13 protein-coding genes and 1 pseudogene are annotated in these 16,111 nt (G+C 67.0%); 4 read left to right on the forward strand and 10 right to left on the reverse strand.

The genetic code is table 11. The features are described from left to right. Positions 1–2 precede the first annotated feature (2 nt). The gene (gene adiC / locus DIE08_RS05310; RefSeq protein ID WP_124901202.1) at positions 3–1,529 is read right to left on the reverse strand and encodes an arginine/agmatine antiporter; all 1,527 of its coding nucleotides are present in this window, start codon (positions 1,527–1,529) and stop codon (positions 3–5) included. A 584-nt stretch (positions 1,530–2,113) separates the two neighbouring features. On the opposite strand from adiC, the gene DIE08_RS05315 reads away from it, so the two are divergent. The 4 genes from DIE08_RS05315 (at position 2,114) to DIE08_RS05330 (ending at position 5,979) form a co-directional block, all read left to right on the forward strand. Continuing rightward, positions 2,114–3,568 carry a M20 family metallopeptidase gene (locus DIE08_RS05315; RefSeq protein ID WP_124901203.1) on the forward strand — a complete coding sequence of 485 codons (1,455 nt, stop codon included), beginning with the start codon at positions 2,114–2,116 and terminating at the stop codon, positions 3,566–3,568. Positions 3,569–3,643: 75 nt separating this feature from the next. Then, the gene (locus tag DIE08_RS05320; protein ID WP_124901204.1) at positions 3,644–4,753 is read left to right on the forward strand and encodes a malate/lactate/ureidoglycolate dehydrogenase; all 1,110 of its coding nucleotides are present in this window, start codon (positions 3,644–3,646) and stop codon (positions 4,751–4,753) included. Further along, positions 4,750–5,157: a TfoX/Sxy family protein gene (locus DIE08_RS05325; protein WP_124901205.1), complete on the forward strand. Its 408-nt coding sequence runs from the start codon at positions 4,750–4,752 to the stop codon at positions 5,155–5,157. Before DIE08_RS05320 ends, DIE08_RS05325 begins: the two co-directional genes overlap by 4 nt. A gap of 243 nt (positions 5,158–5,400) precedes the next feature. Beyond that, positions 5,401–5,979, forward strand: coding sequence for an NnrU family protein (locus DIE08_RS05330; protein ID WP_124901206.1), 579 nt, complete (start codon positions 5,401–5,403; stop codon positions 5,977–5,979). Between the two features lie 174 nt (positions 5,980–6,153). On the opposite strand, the gene DIE08_RS05335 is transcribed toward DIE08_RS05330, so the two are convergent. The 9 genes and pseudogenes from DIE08_RS05335 to DIE08_RS35505 form a co-directional block, all read right to left on the reverse strand. Further along, the gene (locus DIE08_RS05335) at positions 6,154–6,891 is read right to left on the reverse strand and encodes a sulfite exporter TauE/SafE family protein (RefSeq protein WP_124901207.1); all 738 of its coding nucleotides are present in this window, start codon (positions 6,889–6,891) and stop codon (positions 6,154–6,156) included. Positions 6,892–7,100: 209 nt separating this feature from the next. Continuing rightward, the gene (locus DIE08_RS05340) at positions 7,101–7,679 is read right to left on the reverse strand and encodes a DUF488 family protein (protein ID WP_124901208.1); all 579 of its coding nucleotides are present in this window, start codon (positions 7,677–7,679) and stop codon (positions 7,101–7,103) included. Next, positions 7,676–7,903, reverse strand: coding sequence for a DUF2945 domain-containing protein (locus tag DIE08_RS05345; protein ID WP_124901209.1), 228 nt, complete (start codon positions 7,901–7,903; stop codon positions 7,676–7,678). The genes DIE08_RS05340 and DIE08_RS05345 overlap by 4 nt, the downstream gene beginning before the upstream one ends. A gap of 200 nt (positions 7,904–8,103) precedes the next feature. Then, positions 8,104–8,268 (reverse strand): annotated as a pseudogene (locus DIE08_RS36675) (IS3 family transposase); the annotation flags it as partial. A gap of 570 nt (positions 8,269–8,838) precedes the next feature. Then, a complete protein-coding gene (locus DIE08_RS05350) occupies positions 8,839–9,945 on the reverse strand; it encodes a porin (protein ID WP_124901210.1) in 1,107 nt (368 codons plus the stop codon). Positions 9,946–10,052: 107 nt separating this feature from the next. After that, positions 10,053–12,479, reverse strand: a complete 2,427-nt coding sequence (locus tag DIE08_RS05355; protein ID WP_124901211.1) for a membrane-bound PQQ-dependent dehydrogenase, glucose/quinate/shikimate family — start codon at positions 12,477–12,479, stop codon at positions 10,053–10,055. Positions 12,480–13,140: 661 nt separating this feature from the next. After that, a complete protein-coding gene (locus DIE08_RS05360; protein ID WP_124901212.1) occupies positions 13,141–13,971 on the reverse strand; it encodes an aldo/keto reductase in 831 nt (276 codons plus the stop codon). 62 nt (positions 13,972–14,033) lie between these two features. Next, positions 14,034–15,812: an FAD-dependent oxidoreductase gene (locus DIE08_RS05365; protein ID WP_124901213.1), complete on the reverse strand. Its 1,779-nt coding sequence runs from the start codon at positions 15,810–15,812 to the stop codon at positions 14,034–14,036. 144 nt (positions 15,813–15,956) lie between these two features. Beyond that, entirely contained in the window at positions 15,957–16,109 is a 153-nt protein-coding gene (locus DIE08_RS35505; RefSeq protein WP_159086507.1) for a hypothetical protein, read from the reverse strand. Positions 16,110–16,111: the final 2 nt, after the last annotated feature.

Consider the following 16,111-nt stretch of genomic DNA (forward strand, 5'->3'; position numbering starts at 1 on the left):
GGTCATTCCCCCGTTTGCTGGGTTGCCTGGACGCCCGCGGCCGGCGAGCGTGCGTGAAGGATGTCGGCCGTGTGTCGGCCCACGGAGATCCAGAAGGTCGCGACGAGCGCGGCGATGGTGATGCCGAGCGCGAGGTAGCGCACCCAGCGCGGGGAGCGGCCGCCCGGATGGATGTGGGTTTCCTCGATTTCGCGCTGACGGTTGATCGACAGCTCGTAGAACACGATCGTCGCGATCACGAAGATCAGCGACCAGCGCGTCTGCTGGCCGTCGGAGCCGACCATCGCCCACAGCGCGTAGACGGCGCCGATCAGACCGACGATCGTGTAGAAGGTGAACTGGTGCGACGGCATCTTGCCGTAGCCGAGCACCTTGATCGCGATGCACGAGTAGATGTATGGCAGGAGCGTCATGATCACGGCGATCGACGCGATCTTGCCGAACTGCTCGCTCGCGCTCGGCGACATCGTCGCGAGCACCTGCACCGACATGATGACCGCGACGATCGCAAGGCCGGCCGACGGCACGTTCTTCGAGTTGACGCGGGCGAACACGCCGGCGAACAGGCCGTCGTCGGCCGCGGCCTTCGCGGTCTGGCCGACCAGCAGCGTCCAGCCCGCGAGCGAGCCGAGGCAGCCGAGCGCCGCGCAGATCGCGACCGCGTTCGCGGCGGTGTCGCCGAGCGCGAGGCGCGCGGCATCCGCGAACGGCGCGCTCGACGCGAGCAGTGCCTTGTTCGGGATCATCCCCATGATCACGGTCGAGCTGAGCACGTAGCAGACGGCCGCGAGCACGACGCCGCCGACGGTCGCGATCGGCACGTTGCGCGACGGGTTTTCGACGACACCGGCCGACACCGACGCGCTCTCGACGCCGATGAACGCCCACAGCGTGAAGTTCAAGGTCGCGCCGATCGCGCCGAAGCTGCTCGCACCCGACACGTTCCAGCCGGCGAAGTACACATCCTTGCTGAACCAGAACCAGCCGAACACGGCCATCCCGAGGATCGGCACGAGCGCGAAGATCGTCGTGACCGACTGCACGCGGCCGACCACGTTCGGTCCGAGAATGTTCGCGTAGGTGAACAACCAGATCACGAAGATCTGCGCGAGCGCGAATACCAGCGGGTCGCGCAGCATCGGGAAGAAGTGCGTGAGATAGCCGAGGCCGGCGACCGCCAGGCCGACGTTGCCGAGCACGTTCGCGAGCCAGTAGATCAGATTGGTCTGGTAGCCGATGTACGGGCCGAACGACTTGCGCGCATACGCATACGGACCGCCGGCGGCCGGGTCGATTGCCGCGAGCTTCGCGAACACCAGCGCGAGCGACACGGCGCCGACGACGGTGATCAGCCAGCCGAAGATCGCGATGCCGCCGGTGGCGGCGAGGTTCGCGGGCAGCATGAAGACGCCGGAGCCCATCATGTTGCCGGCAACCATCAGCGTGGCGGGGATGACGCCGATTTTCGGCGTGGCGGTCGCGGCTGGCGCGACGGTGGAGCGGGAGGAGGACGAGCTGGCATCGGACATGCGAGGCTCCTTGAATGATCGTGATGCGGTTGAGGTGGCGCGGCCCGGCGCCAGTCGACGATTCCGGAATGGTCCGTCGTTTTATTGAACGACAGCATCTTATCTCTTAATTGAATTCGAGTAAGAGTAAACGATGTAATTTAATATCTTGAATATTGATGATCATCATTGATGAAGATGAAATGTCATGGTGCGACCGGATGGGGTTGGATGGGGCTGGATGGCGCCGGGCGGTGCCCTCGAGCCGGTCGGGGGCGTGTTCGCGGCCGAGGTATCGTGAAAATCGAACGGATAATTGTTTTTTGCCGAACTGGTTAATTCAATTTATGGGCTGAATGACTCGGAAAATCTTGATCGAATTGGTCGGTTATTATCGAGTACTCGAAATGCGCTCGCCGTCGCCCGTGATTGTTTTAACCGAACGGTGATTCCGATGACGATGCCGCTTTCTCGCCTGCCGCTGATCCAGGCGCTGCGGGAAACGGGCCCGAACGGGCCCCTGAATACGGCCACGGAAAGCGCCCTGGGGCGGGGGCATCGGCGTATCATCCGGTTTTTCGTCAGCCCTATCCAGGCACCCCACCATGACCTCCGTCGACACTACCCCCGTCCTCGACCATGACAAGCTCGTTACCTTCGTCGAGCGCAAGTGGAACGATGAAATTCTCCACGCACTGACCGACTACATCGCGATCCCGGCGAAGAGCCCCGCGTTCGACCCCGACTGGGCGCAGCGCGGGTATCTCGAGCGGGTCGTCACCGATGCCGCGCAGTGGGCCGAGCGCCAGCCGGTGAAAGGCCTGAAGCTCGAGATCGTGCGCTTGCCCGGCCGCACGCCGGTGATCTTCTTCGAAACGCCTGCGACGCGCTCGGGCAGCACCGACACGATCCTGCTGTACGGCCACCTCGACAAGCAGCCCGAATTCGACGGCTGGCGCGCGGACCTCGGCCCGTGGACACCGAAGTTCGAGAACGGCAAGCTGTACGGCCGCGGCGGCGCGGACGACGGCTATGCGATCTACGCGAGCCTCGCGGCGCTCGGCGCGCTCGACGAGCAGGGCGTCGAACGGCCGCGCTGCGTCGGCCTGATCGAGACCTGCGAGGAGTCGGGCAGCTACGACCTGCTGCCGTACGTCGACGCGCTGCGCGACCGGCTCGGCCAGGTGTCGCTCGTCGTGTGCCTCGATTCGGGCGCGGGCAACTACGACCAGATGTGGCTCACGACGTCGCTGCGCGGGCTGGTGTCCGGCGACCTGCAGGTCGAGGTGCTCGAGGAAGGCGTGCACTCCGGCGTCTTCGGCGGCATCGCGCCGTCGAGCTTCCGCGTGATGCGCCAGCTGTTCGAGCGCCTGGAAGATGCGAAGAATGGCAACCTCCTGCCGGGCGTGTTCCATTGCGAGATTCCCGACAGCCGCGTGCGCGAAGCCGACACGGCCGCCGCGATCCTCGGCGACGCCGTATGGAAGGGGCTGCCGTGGGCATGCGGCGCGGACGGCAAGCCGGTGCTGCCGACCACGACCGATCCGCGCGAGGCGCTGCTGAATTCGACGTGGCGTCCGTCGCTGTCCGTGACGGGCGCGGCCGGTCTGCCGGCGCTCGCCGACGCGGGCAACGTGCTGCGTCCGCGCACCGCGTTCAAGCTGTCGCTGCGCCTGCCGCCGCTCGTCGACGCCGCACAGGCCGTTCAGCAGCTGAAGGAACTGCTCGAACTCGATCCGCCGTACAACGCGAAGGTCACGTTCAAGCCGGACGCGGGCGCCGCGACCGGCTGGAGCGCGCCGGATCTCGCGCCGTGGCTCGCGTCGTCGCTCGACGCCGCGTCGCGTCGCCACTTCGGCGCGGACTGCGCGTACATGGGTCTCGGCGGCACGATCCCGCTGATGAACGTGCTGCAGGCCGGCTTCCCGTCCGCGCAGTTCATGGTGTGCGGCGTGCTCGGGCCGAAATCGAATGCGCACGGCCCGAACGAGTTCCTGCACGTGCCGTACGCGAAGAAGCTGACCGCGGCGGTGGCGGACGTGATCGCGTCCGCGCGCTGAGCGTTCGCGCTGCCTGACCCGAACGGATTCGACCGGATTCACCCGGATTCACCCCGACCTCACGGAGCCTTGCCGATGACCGCGCTGCCGACTTCCGATACCGACCCGCTGAGCATGCGCGCCGAACCGCTGCATGCATTCGTCGCGGCACTCTGGGAGCGGGCCGGCAGCAGCGAGCGCGAGGCGCGGCTCGTTGCCGATCATCTGGTCGGTGCCAATCTGGCGGGGCACGATTCGCACGGGATCGGGATGATCCCGAACTACGTGGCGTCGTGGCGGGAAGGGCAGCTGCAATTGAACGGGCACGCGTCGATCGTTCGCGACGGCGGCGCGGTGCTGACGATCGACGGCGGGCGCGGCTTCGGCCAGGTGATCGCGTTCGAGGCGATGGTCGAAGGGATCGAGCGCGCGCGACGCATGGGCATCTGCGCGATCGGGCTGCGCGACGTCCATCACCTCGGCCGCATCGGGCACTGGGCCGAGCAGTGCGCGCGCTCGGGGCTCGTGTCGTTCCATTTCGTCAACGTGCCGGGTGACCTGCTTGTCGCGCCGCTGCACGGCACCGATCCGCGTTTCGGCACGAATCCGTTCTGCGCCGCGTATCCGCGCGCGGGCCGGCCGCCGCTGCTGCTCGATTTCGCGACGAGCGCGATCGCGTATGGCAAGACGCGGGTGGCATACAACCAGCGCAAGCGCGTGCCGGCCGGGTCGCTGATCGATCATCGCGGCCGGCCGACCGACGATCCGGCAGTCATGCACGAGCAGCCGTTCGGCTCGCTACTGCCGTTCGGACTGCACAAGGGTTATGCGCTGGCGGCGATGTGCGAGATCTTCGGCGGCGCGCTGGTCGGCGGGCATACGACCTACGGCGGCACGCTGCAGAAGACGAGCGCGATCGTCAACGGGATGCTGTCGGTGCTGATCGATCCGAACGCGTTCGACGCGGCCGATGCGGAGCGCGAAGCCGATGCGTTCGTCGAATGGGCGAAGGCGTCGCCGCAGGCGGGCGACGCGCCGGTGCGGATGCCCGGCGAGCCGGAGGAGGCGAGCCGCGCCGCGCGCGGCGCGGACGGCATTCCGGTCGATCGTGCGACGTGGCGGCAGATCCGCGAGAGCGCGGCGGCGGTGGGCTTCGACGACGCGGAACTCGACGTGTGGACGCAGCGCTGCACGGGGCTCGCATGAGCTGGCAATCGGAGAAGGCGCACGGCGAGGAGATCGCGTATCGGCTCGCGCCGCTCGGCAACGTACAGGTCGTGCGGTTCTTCAGCGGCGCCGCGATGCGGCTCGACGGCGTGATGTTCGGTTTCATGTCGCGCGGGTCGCTGTTCCTGCGCGTCGACGACGTGAACCGTCCCGCGTTCGTCGCGGCGGGGATGGGGCCGTTCTCGTATGAGCGTCCCACGCGCACCGTTGCACTCGAGGGCTATTACGAAACGCCGGCCGACGTGCTCGAGGACACGGGCGCGCTGTTCGACTGGTGTCGCGGCGCGTATCGCGCGGCGCTGCTGGCCGGGGCGCCGAAGCGCAAGGCACGGCCGAAGTCGAAGCCGGCGCCGAAACCGGAAGCGACACGCAAGCGCACCTAGCGCCGAGCGTACGGCGGCGCATTTCCTTTCCTTGCTTTCGAGCCACCGCGGGTGCACGCAAGCGCCGGGTTTGACGCACCGCATGTTCCGGCTGCTTCACAACGGCGGCCCCGGCGTTTATGATCGGCGCGATTGTGTCCATGCCCGGCGCAACCCGAGCCGGTCTCGCTGCCGGCCTCGCGAACGGCGCATCGAAAGCCGCGCGAATGATTCCCAACTCATCGTTCCAGACGGAGATAGCCGATGCTCGTCCTGATTCTCGGTTTAGCGATCTTCCTCGGTGTGCATTCGATTCGGATCGTCGCGGACGGCTGGCGATCCGCGACCATCGAGCGGATCGGCGAGAAACGCTGGAAGGGCCCCTATGCGATCGTGTCGATCGTCGGCTTCGTGCTGATCATCTGGGGTTACGGGATTGCGCGCCAGGGCGGGACGCTGCTGTGGGTGTCGCCCGTCGGCATTCGCCATCTCACCGGCATGCTGACCGCGATCGCATTCGTGCTGATCACCGCGTCCTACGTGCCGCGCAACCGCATCAAGACGCTCGTCGGCCATCCGATGGTGGCCGGCGTGATGGTGTGGGCGATCGCGCACCTGCTCGCGAACGGCACGCTGCACGCGGTCGTGCTGTTCGGCGCATTCTTCGTGTGGTCGCTGGTCGATTTCGTCGTGTGGCGCGCGCGCGATCGCCTCGACGGCGTCCGCTATCCGGCCGGCAGGCTGTCGGGCGATGCCGTGACGATCGTCGCCGGGCTCGTTGTCTGGGCCGTCTTCGCGCTGTTCCTGCACGGCCCGCTGATCGGCGTGCGGCCGTTCGGTTGAACGCACCCGCCTGCAAGGATCGAAGCGCTTGGCGCGCAAGTTGTCGCAAGCGTCCGCGACATCGAGGCGGGCGCGTGACTCCACCAGCGCTCGGCGCACGGCCGCTTGCCCATTGATTGCGAATCCGTCGCGACCGACGGCGTGCGTGCCATCCGCGCGCTCGGCGCGTGTGCGTCAGATCGGTTTGACGAACAGCCCGACGGTCAGCGCGGCGCCGATACAGACGATCGCGATCCGCAGCACGCGCTCGTTCACGCGGTGCAGCGCCCACGCACCGAGCAGGCCGCCGACGATCGCGCCGCCGCCGAGCGCGATGGCCTCGCGCCAGTGCAGGTGCGGCGAGGTCAGGAACAGCACGACCGCCGACGCGTTCATCACGCCAGCGAGCGCATTCTTCGTCGACATCGCGTGACGCGGCGACAGGCCAGCCATCGTCAGCGCGGCCATCATCAGGAACCCGATGCCGCCGCCGAAGTAGCCGCCGTAGATCGCGATCAGGAATTGCGAGATCGCGGCGGTGACGGGGCCGAGATGCTGCGTGCCGGCGCCGGGCTTGCGGAAGAAGCTGCCCCATGCGAACACGACCGTCGCGAACAGCACGAGCCACGGCACGAGGTGCGAGAAGATCGACGACGGGGTTTTCAGCAGCAGCAGGCCGCCGAGCGCGCCGCCGACCACGCTGATCGCGAACAGCGCGCGAAACGACAGCTTGCCCGCGCCGCGCACCATGTTCCGGCTCGCCCAGCCCGTCGTGACCTGGCCCGGGAACAGCGCGACCGTCGACGTGATGTTCGCCGCGAGCGGCGACATCCCCGACACGATCAGCGCGGGCAGCGTGACGAACGAGCCGCCACCCGCGAGGGCGTTCTGCAGGCCGGCCCACAGGCCGGCGATGATGATGAGGGCGAGCATCGGTGCGGGAGTGCAGAGGTGGCGGGGCGCGCGCGTACGCGCGGTGGACGCACGATGGTAATGCAGGATCGCGGCGGCGCAAAGCGGGGTGAGCGTGCAGCGTATCGGGTGCGCAGCGGGCACGGTCGATCGACGTGGGCGTTGCATCGGGTCTGCGCACCTTCACGCTTTCATGCCGTCACGGCATCACGCGCACGATCGGTGACGCGTCACGCGGTCGGCCGCGCGCCGGCTTCGTCTGCTGGCGCGTCGCCTTCGACGTCCGGATAGACGATCGTCCCGTCGTCCCGGATCGCCGCGCCGGCCGTGAGGCGCGCGGGCTCCACGCGATTCGGGCCCATGATGTGCAGCACCGTTTCGCCGCGCGCAATCAGGTAATCGGACACGATGCGCCGATGACAGCGCCACCACACGGCTTCCGAACACATGATCGCGCAGCGCTGCCGGTGCCCTTGCGCGATCAGCCGGTCGAGGCCCGTTCGAAACTCGGGCGACAGCGCGTAGTCGGCGTAGCGATGGAAGCTGCGGTTCGTCCAGAAGCCGTTGACCTCGTCGGGCACGCCGCGCGACTTGCCGCGCAGTCCGCCGAGTGCCGCGATGTGCTCGTACGTGATGTCGACCGCGGCCAGTGCGGCGGGGAGCGTTGCTTCGTTGAACTGTGGATTGGTGCGCGAACGCGTCATCTTCCGGATATCGGCCAGCAGCGCGATATCGACCGCGTCGAGCATCCCGACGAACGCGTCGAGCGTGCGGTTCGAATGGCCGATCGTGTAGAACGGGAGCGTCACGTGTCGTCCTTGTCGGCAATGCGTTCGAGCACGCGCCCGCGATGCGCGGCGATGTGGTCGGTGCGATCGCTCTTGATCTCGTATTGCGGATCGTCGGGCGACGCACGGTGGCGATGGCCCTTGTAGTCGAAATCCTGCGTGTGGATCGCGATGATCGTGCCGGTCACGTAACCGGCTTCGGAATTCCAGCGGACGTGGTCGCCCGGCTTGAACGGCGTCGTCATGCGGGGAGCCTCCTTGCCTCGGTGCGGTGTCGTCGGCCGCTGCCGTACGCATTATCGGCGCCGGCCGCGCATGGAGAAAGATACTGAGGGCGGGCGCAAGCGTCATGCCCGCAACCGGCGAGGCTTTCATTTATCTGACGATATGTGCCCTCAAGTCCCCAGAACCAAATCTCACCCACCAAATTTCCGGGGGCATCCATGTCTGAATTGACCGAATCCAGAAGCGTCTGCGGCGTGCAGCCGATCATCGGTTCAATCGATTCGACTGCCGTTCACATCGACGGATGCTCGCTACGCTGCTCGCGTACCAGGCGCACTGCACGCTCTCGGACATCCGGGGAAAACGTGCTTGCCTTCTTGTTCATGGCTCGATTCTCTCAAGAATACGCGCCTCCACCCAATTCGGTGCGGTTCAGTGCCGCTGCGCGCTGATCGGATACGAAGGTCGATCTCACCGTGACTGCCTGCCTCGAGTTGCCGAACGGCGTGCTGGGCCAGATCGCATGCAGCTTCAACACGGCGTTCCCCCGTCACGGCGGATCACGGGAACCGACGGCATCCTCGAGACGACCTTCCTCAACAGCCCGCCGCAAGCCGGGCCGCCCGAGATTCATCTGCGCCGCGGCGTTCCGTCCACGACGCCGCGGGAAACCATCGTGCTGCCGGGCGACAGCGGCCTTCTCGCGGAAACCGAGCGCTTCGTGCGCGCCGTCCGGCCCGGCCGGGAGCCGTGGAACGGCAGCACCGAAGCGGAGTCGGTCGATATGATCGCCACGCTCGAGGCGATCGCGCGCAGCATCCGTTCGGGAACCCGGGAACCCGGGAACCCGGGAACCCGGGAACCCGGGAACGCGTCTTGCGGGATTCACGTCCGTGCAGGCGCTGCAGGCAGCGAATCAGTTGCTCGCCTTGCTTGCGGCAACTGGCGGTGGCTTCTAGAAACGGTCGATCATCCCGAACTGGATTCCGCGCACCGACGCCCCCAGCCACGACGGCGTGAGGCCGATCACGTTCACGCCTTTCAGCGTGAACGCGGCCTGGCCACGGTTATGCAGCCAGGCCGCGCTTGCATAGAGCAGGACGCGCTTCGACAGATCGTATTCGCACGCGGCGCTGAACTGGTCGGCGTCGTTGTCGCCGCCCGACCGGTCACGCAGCCACGTGTACCCCAGCGACGTGCGAAAACGCGCGCTCACCGCATAGCGCGCGGAGGCCGACACGCCGTCGTTGTGGTAGTGGGGCGTTCCGCCGTCGCCATTGAAATACGACAGGAAGCCGGTCACCGGGCCGAATGCATAGGAGGCGCCGCCGAGGTTGGCGCGCAATGCGCCGCTGCCGTGGGTTTGCTGGTGCGCATATGAAATGCGGAGCGGGCCGTCATGCCACGAGAACGTCTCGATGTGGCCTGCCAATCCATTGCCGTCGCCGTCGGTTGGCGCGCGCAACGACGCCATGATCGTGGTCGAGAAGCCATGGACCTCGGGTGAAAGGTACGTGATCGCGTTGCTTTCGTACGGCGTGATTTTCGACAGATTGTCGAGGCCCGACGCGATCGTGCCAGCACCGAACGCATCGAGCTGCCCCTTGAAGGGGATGTAGATCGGCGAATACTGGCGGCCGATCCGCACGGTGCCGTAGCGCGAACTCACGCCGATCCAGGCCTGGCGGTTGAACAACGTGCCGGCGACGGCCTGACTGCCGTCCGTCGAGCCGAAGCCGTTCTCGAGATCGAACAGGATCTTTACGCCGTTGCCGATATCCTCGGCGCCGCGCACGCCGATGCGCGAACCGCGATATGCACCGGAATCCATCCGCGCGACGTAGCCGGAGCCCGGATTCGTGATTTCGATGCTCGTGTCGATCGCACCGTACAGCGTCACGCTGCTTTGTGCATGGACCACGGATGCGTGCGCGGCAATGGCCGCCGCTGCGACACCAATGCGGAGCGCGACACGTGTGCCGGCCGCCGGCCGGCGCGCTCGGCCGTTTTCCGACGCGGCATCGTGACGTCGGGGGCGGGAAGCGGGAAGGGAATGACTCATGGGCAAGGGAGGCGGGCAGCCTCGGCAGTGGGGCGACGCGTCGCGTGCGGCGTGGTGCGGCGAGGGTTGCCGCACCATGCCGCACGCAATCCGGTCGAATCAGGCGCTTACTTGTTGTCCGGCAATGCGTAGGCAACCACGTAGTCGCCTCGATCGGGCGACTGGCGCGCACCACCTGCCGAGATGACGATGTACTGCTTGCCGTTGAGGGTATAGCTCATCGGCGTGCCCTGGCTCCCCACCGGCAAACGTGCTTTCCACACTTCCTTGCCCGTCGAGCTGTCGAACGCGCGCAGGTAATAGTCCTGCGTCGCGGCGAAGAACACGAGGCCGCCGCCCGTCGTGAGCGAGCCGCCGATGGTGGGCATGCCGATCGGCGACGGCATGTGCATCGGCACGCCGTAGAGGCGCGTGTCCTTCACGGTGCCGAGCGGGACTTGCCATGCGATGCTACGTGTTTTCAGGTCGACCGCGGTGAGACTGCCGAACGGCGGCTTCTGGCACGGGATGCCGAGCGGCGAGAAGAAACGGTCCTTCAGCACCGAGTATGGCGTGCCGCCGAGCGGCACCGCACCCATGCCTGCGTTCACCGATTCGTTGCCGTTGGATGTACCGCTGCGGTTCTTTTCCTTTTCCAGATGGACCCAGAGGCCGAGGCGCATGTCGTTCACGTAGATCATGTCCGCGTTCGGATCATACGAGAGGCCGCCCCAGTTCATGCCGCCGAGCGAACCCGGGAAGCTGAGCGAACGATCGGTGTCCGGTGCAGTGAAAAGGCCGTCGTAGCGCATGCCGCGGAAGATCACGCGGCACATCAACTGGTCGATCGGCGTGACGCCCCACATGTCCGAATCCTTGAGCACGTCCGCGCCGATCTGAGGCATGCCGACGGACAGCGGTTGCGTCTTCGAATACGGCTCGTTCGCAATCGACGCGGTCTTGACCGGATGTTCGACGACCTTCGTCAGCGGCTTGCCGGTCGCGCGATCGAGCACGAACAGCTGGCCCATCTTGGTGCCGACGATCAGCGCCGGCACGCGCTTGCCATCTTCCATCGGGAAGTCGATCAGCGTCGGCTGCATCGGCACGTCGTAGTCCCACAGGTCGTGGTGAACGGTCTGGAAGTGCCACTTTTCCGCGCCCGTCGTCGCGTCGAGCGCGAGGATGGATGCACCGTACTTCTCGTCGAGCGCGGTGCGCTTCACGCCCCACAGGTCGATCGCCGCATTGCCCACCGGCATGTAGATCGTGTTCGACGTCGCGTCATAGGTCATCGGCGCCCATACGTTCGGCGTCGAGCGCGTGAAGATCTTGCCCGGTGCCGGCTCCGCGTGATCGTCCGGATTGCCCGGATCGAACGCCCACTTCATCTTGCCGGTCATCACGTCGAAGCCGCGGATCACGCCGCCGGGCATGTCGAGCGACACGTTGTCGGCCACTCGGCCACCCGTGACCACCGTTGTGCCCGCGACCGTCGGCGCCGACGTGAGTTCGTACAGCGGGCTCTTCGCGTTACCGAGGCCGGCCTTCATGTCGACGATGCCGTGATCGCCGAATGCGTCGCAGAGCTTGCCGGTGTCGGCATCGAGTGCGACGAGCTTCGCATCGATCGTGTTCATGAAGATGCGGCGGCGGCACACGGCCGGATCGCCGGACGCGGCGATCGGCAGGACCGGCGTCGAACCGGCGACGGTCGGCTGCACGAGCGGCTTGTCCGCGTCGAAGTAGGCGAGGCCGCGGCAGCGCACCCAGACCGTCGTCTTGGTCGGAAACGCATGGCGCCATTTTTCGGTGCCGGTTGCGGCGTCCACGGCGATCACCGTGTTGTGCGGCGAGCACAGGAACAGCGTCTTGCCGACCTGCAGCGGCGTTTCCTGGTCTTCCGAGCCGCCGCCGTCCGGGCTGAGCGGCGTGTCGCCGGTGTGGAACGTCCATGCGACCTGCAGGTTCTTCACCGTGTCGCGGTTGATCTGCGTGTAGCCCGCGAAGCGGTCGCCGCCGGCCGAGTGACCGTATGCCGTCCAGTCCTCGGTGCCTGCGATGCCCGCCGCCGGCGCGGGCGTCTCGGTGCCGAACGTGCCGTGCGGCACGAACATCCCGTAGACGAACACGCCGTTGCAGGCGAGCAGCACGGCGGCGATGCCCCATGCCGCGCCTCGTGCGGGCGCCTTGCCTTCGGCACGGCGCAGCAGCGGCCAGACCGTCACGAGCAGCATGCCGATCATCGAGAACATGAAGATCCGCGCGTTGAGTGGCCAGAACGCGAAGCCGACTTCCCAGACGGCCCACAGCGCCGTGGCGATCAGCATGACGAGGTAGATCGCGACCGCGCTGGAGCGACGGCGGGCGAGCTGGACGCCGGTCGCGCACAGCGCGAGCCCTGCCAGCAGGTAATACCAGCTACCGCCGCGTGCGAAGAGCATGCCGCCGCCGATGATGAAATAGAGCCCGAGAAGCAGCGAGACCAATCCCGCGGCGATCAGGCCGATTCGGGCCGAAGCATGAATCGGCCCTGCAGTTGATTGCTTGGACATGAGTGTCTTCTATCCGGTTGCGCCTGGGCTGCATCGAAGGCAGGAAGAGGGCGCAGCGGGTGGCCCTGTTCGATCATATGGAGGCGGCGCCGCGTTGCATGCATGCGCGGATGCGGGCTTCGCAGATCCTGATCGTGCAGCCTGGTTAGCTGTAGAAATTAACTAAGCGGTGCATTTTAAGGGCGAGCCGCGGATTTTGCTCGCCCTTTTTTTCTTCGATTGTTGTCTGGATGGTTGAAAGTGTGTTGTCGAATTTCGCGACTGGCGCTAGTCGGGATCGGGGAGCGCTGCGGCGGCGATCACGCGGGAAGCGCGTGGTCTGGAGGGGGGGCGGGAGCGGCGCGTTGACATGATCTCGCTCGAATAGAGCGAGCGTGGGCAGCGGAAGTCGCGCGGCTGGTGCTTGGACAGCGCGGGAGCGGCGTGCCTTTGCGAATGCAGGCAGCGCACGCGGTGCAGCCATTCGGCGTTCACCGTATCACTCTCGAGTCGCCAGCAGAACGGGAGGTTCGGCATACCGTTTGTTGGCCATTCACCTGATAAGAGCATCTGTCCTATCAACGGGCGCGACTCTGTAATCTCGGAAACGGAGTCGCACTCCGGTTGCTGAATCCATTGAGCGCCGGACCTCGGGGCGTGCGCAATGCCCCACCCCGGTTCTTCATTCAGCCGGGTCCCACTGCGGCGCGAACGCCGGGCTGACGAGGCGCTGGTTCTTCGGCAGGCCGCCGATCAGCGCACGATCGGCGTCGTCCAGACCCACGTCGAGCGATGCCAGGTTGGCGAGCTGATTGCGTTGTCCGGCCGCCTTCGGCACGGCGGCCACGTTCGGCTGGTCAAGCAGCCATTTCAGCGCGACCTGGGTCGGCAGCACGCGATGCTTGTCGGCGATCCGCTGCAGCTCCGGAATCTCCGACACGCGGTTGCGCGCGAGCGGGCTGTACGCGATCAGCGCCATGTCGTGCTCGCGCGCGAATTGCAGCAGCCGCGCCTGACCCAGCAGCACGTGGTACTCGACCTGTATCGCGGCCAGCGGTGCCTGCCGGTTTTCAACGACATCGCGCAACAGCGGAAGCGGAAAGTTCGCGACGCCGATCGCCCGGGCGCGTCCTTGCTCCTTGAACGACACGAGCGTGTCGATCGTCTCGGCAAGATTCCAGTCGGGCGCCGGCCAGTGGATCAGGAACAGGTCCACGTAGTCGGAGCGCAGCGCGCGCAACGTGTTGTCGAGCGATTTCCGCATGCGTTCGGGGCTCAACTGGTCCCACCACACTTTGCTGGTCACGTGAATCTGCTCGCGCGGGACGTTCGACGCCGCGATGGCCTCGCCGACCGCCGCTTCGTTCTCGTATGCGGCCGCGGTATCGAGGTGCCGATAACCCGATTCCAGCGCGAGCGCGACCGCGCGCGTGCAGTCGTCGCCGAGCATGGGCCACGTGCCGAGCCCCAGTTTCGGCATGTTCAACGCGTGGCGGTTGACGATACATTGCATGAACGATTCCTCCTCGATGGGTTGAGCCGGCTCGGCTTGCCCGTGCCGTGCCGGCGCGTTCGTCAGCCATGGGCGCTGTCGCAGGTCGAGCGATGCGCGGCGGTCGCGGCCGATGTGCCCGTCGACCCCGCGTCGCGTCGCGCGACGAATTTCGCGATGCGCCAGCCGAATACGATGGCCGGGCCGAGCGTCGTGCCGGGGCCCGGATAGGTGCCGCGGAAGATCGACGCGAGATCGTTGCCGCACGCGAACAGGCCGGGAATCACGCGCCCGTCGACGTCGACCACCTCGCCGTTCGCCGTGCCGCTCAGCCCCGCGCTGCACGCGAGGTCGGCGGGCCATACGGTCACGGCATAGTAGGGCCCGGCGCCGATCGGGCGAATGCACGGGTTCGGCTGTTGCGCCGGGTCGCCATTGAAGCGGCTCATCGGGCTGCTGCCGCGCTGGAACGCCGGATCCTCGCCGTTGGCGGCGTCGCGGTTGTAGGTCGCGACGGTACGCGCCAAGCCGTTCGCATCCACCTGCAATTTCGCTGCCAGCTCGGCCAGCGTCGCGCCCTTGACCAGATAGCCGGCACGCTCGAACGCCGCGATGCGCGCCGCGCTGCGCGCCGGCATCAGCAGGCCGAGGCCATAGGTCCGGATGAACGCCGCATCGACGATCAGATGGGCCGGCACGCTGGGCCCATTGCCGCTGTCGCGCAGCATGCCCATCACAAAGTCGTGATACGAGTCCGACTCGTTGACGAAGCGCTCGCCGCGGCTGTTGACCGCGATGAGGCCGGGTTTCGCGCGATCGAGAATGATGTGCGGCCAGACGCTGTCGCCGTCGCCGCCCGGGGCACGGCGAATCGAGCACGGCATCCACAGCCCCGGGCTGTCGCCGCCGTTTTCGACCCGCGCATCGACGCGCTGCGCGCGGTCGACGCCGTCGCCGGTGTGCGTCGCCGGCGACAGCGACAGCGGCCGGGCCGCGGCGGGGAAGAACTGCTGGCGCAGCGACGGATGGCGCGTGATGCCGCCGGTCGCGAGCACCACGCCGCGCCGCGCGCCGATTCGCCTGCGGCCGCCGTCCGGCGTCGTGACGATGGCGCCGGTGACGCGGCCGTCGTCGCGTACCAGTTCGAGTAGTGGCGTGTCGAAGCGAATCTCGACCTGGCGCTTGAGCAGGCTGTAATAGAGCCGCGCGGCGAGCGCGTTGCCCATTACGAGCTGCGTGCCGCGCGGAAAACGCAGGCGGTCCATCGCATAGCGGCCGACGACCGCGACCGTGCGTTTGAAGTTCGCGGCCGATGCGAACGGCGCGAGCAGCGCATTGAGGTCGGCGCGCGCGACCATCATCCCGCCGAGCCCCATGAACTCCTTGCGAGGCGGGCGCACGCGCGCGAATGCGCGGCCGAGCACGCGCGCATCGAACGGCGCGGGCACGAGCGCCCGCCCGCCATAGGCCGCGCCGGGGCCGTTCACGTAATCGGGATGCGCGGCGGCGGCGACGAACTTGACTTCGCTGATGCGCGCGAGCTCGTCGATCGCATCGGGGCCGCTCTGCAGGAAGGCTTCGCGCGCGTCGTCGCCGCCGCGTGCGCCGACCACCGACTGCAGGAAGCGGCGCGCATCGTCGATGCTGTCGGGCACGCCCGCATCGACGCTCAGGCGGGTGCCCGGCACCCACGTCGTGCCGCCCGACGTGGACGTGATGCCGCCCACCACGGCTGTTTTTTCGCAGACGAGGACCGCGAGCCCCTCGTGATGCGCGACGAGCGCGGCGGTCATGCCCGCCGCCCCCGCGCCGAATACCAGCAGGTCCACTTCCTCGTCCCAGTCCTGTTGCACCGCACCCATGTCCACGTCTCCTTCATGTCGTTCCGTCGCGCGCCCGGATTCGACGCGCGGCGGAAGATGCTCCGATAATTATGGAATGTTATTCCAATAAATAGCAAAGTGGAATAGTGTTCTAAAAATAGGTGAAGCGGCGTGCGGCGACGTTCAGAAGCGGTGCACGATGCCGACGCCGGCCGCGAACTGGCTGCGCGTGGACGACGGCGCCGAGTTGAAGCCGTCGCCGAGCGTGGCGGTCGCGTCGATGATGTGGCCGCTGCCCGTGGTGGCGAACGGGATTCGGCGGGGCGCGCCGCGCACGG

This window comes from Burkholderia sp. Bp9004, assembly GCF_003858025.1.
Taxonomy (GTDB): domain Bacteria; phylum Pseudomonadota; class Gammaproteobacteria; order Burkholderiales; family Burkholderiaceae; genus Burkholderia; species Burkholderia diffusa.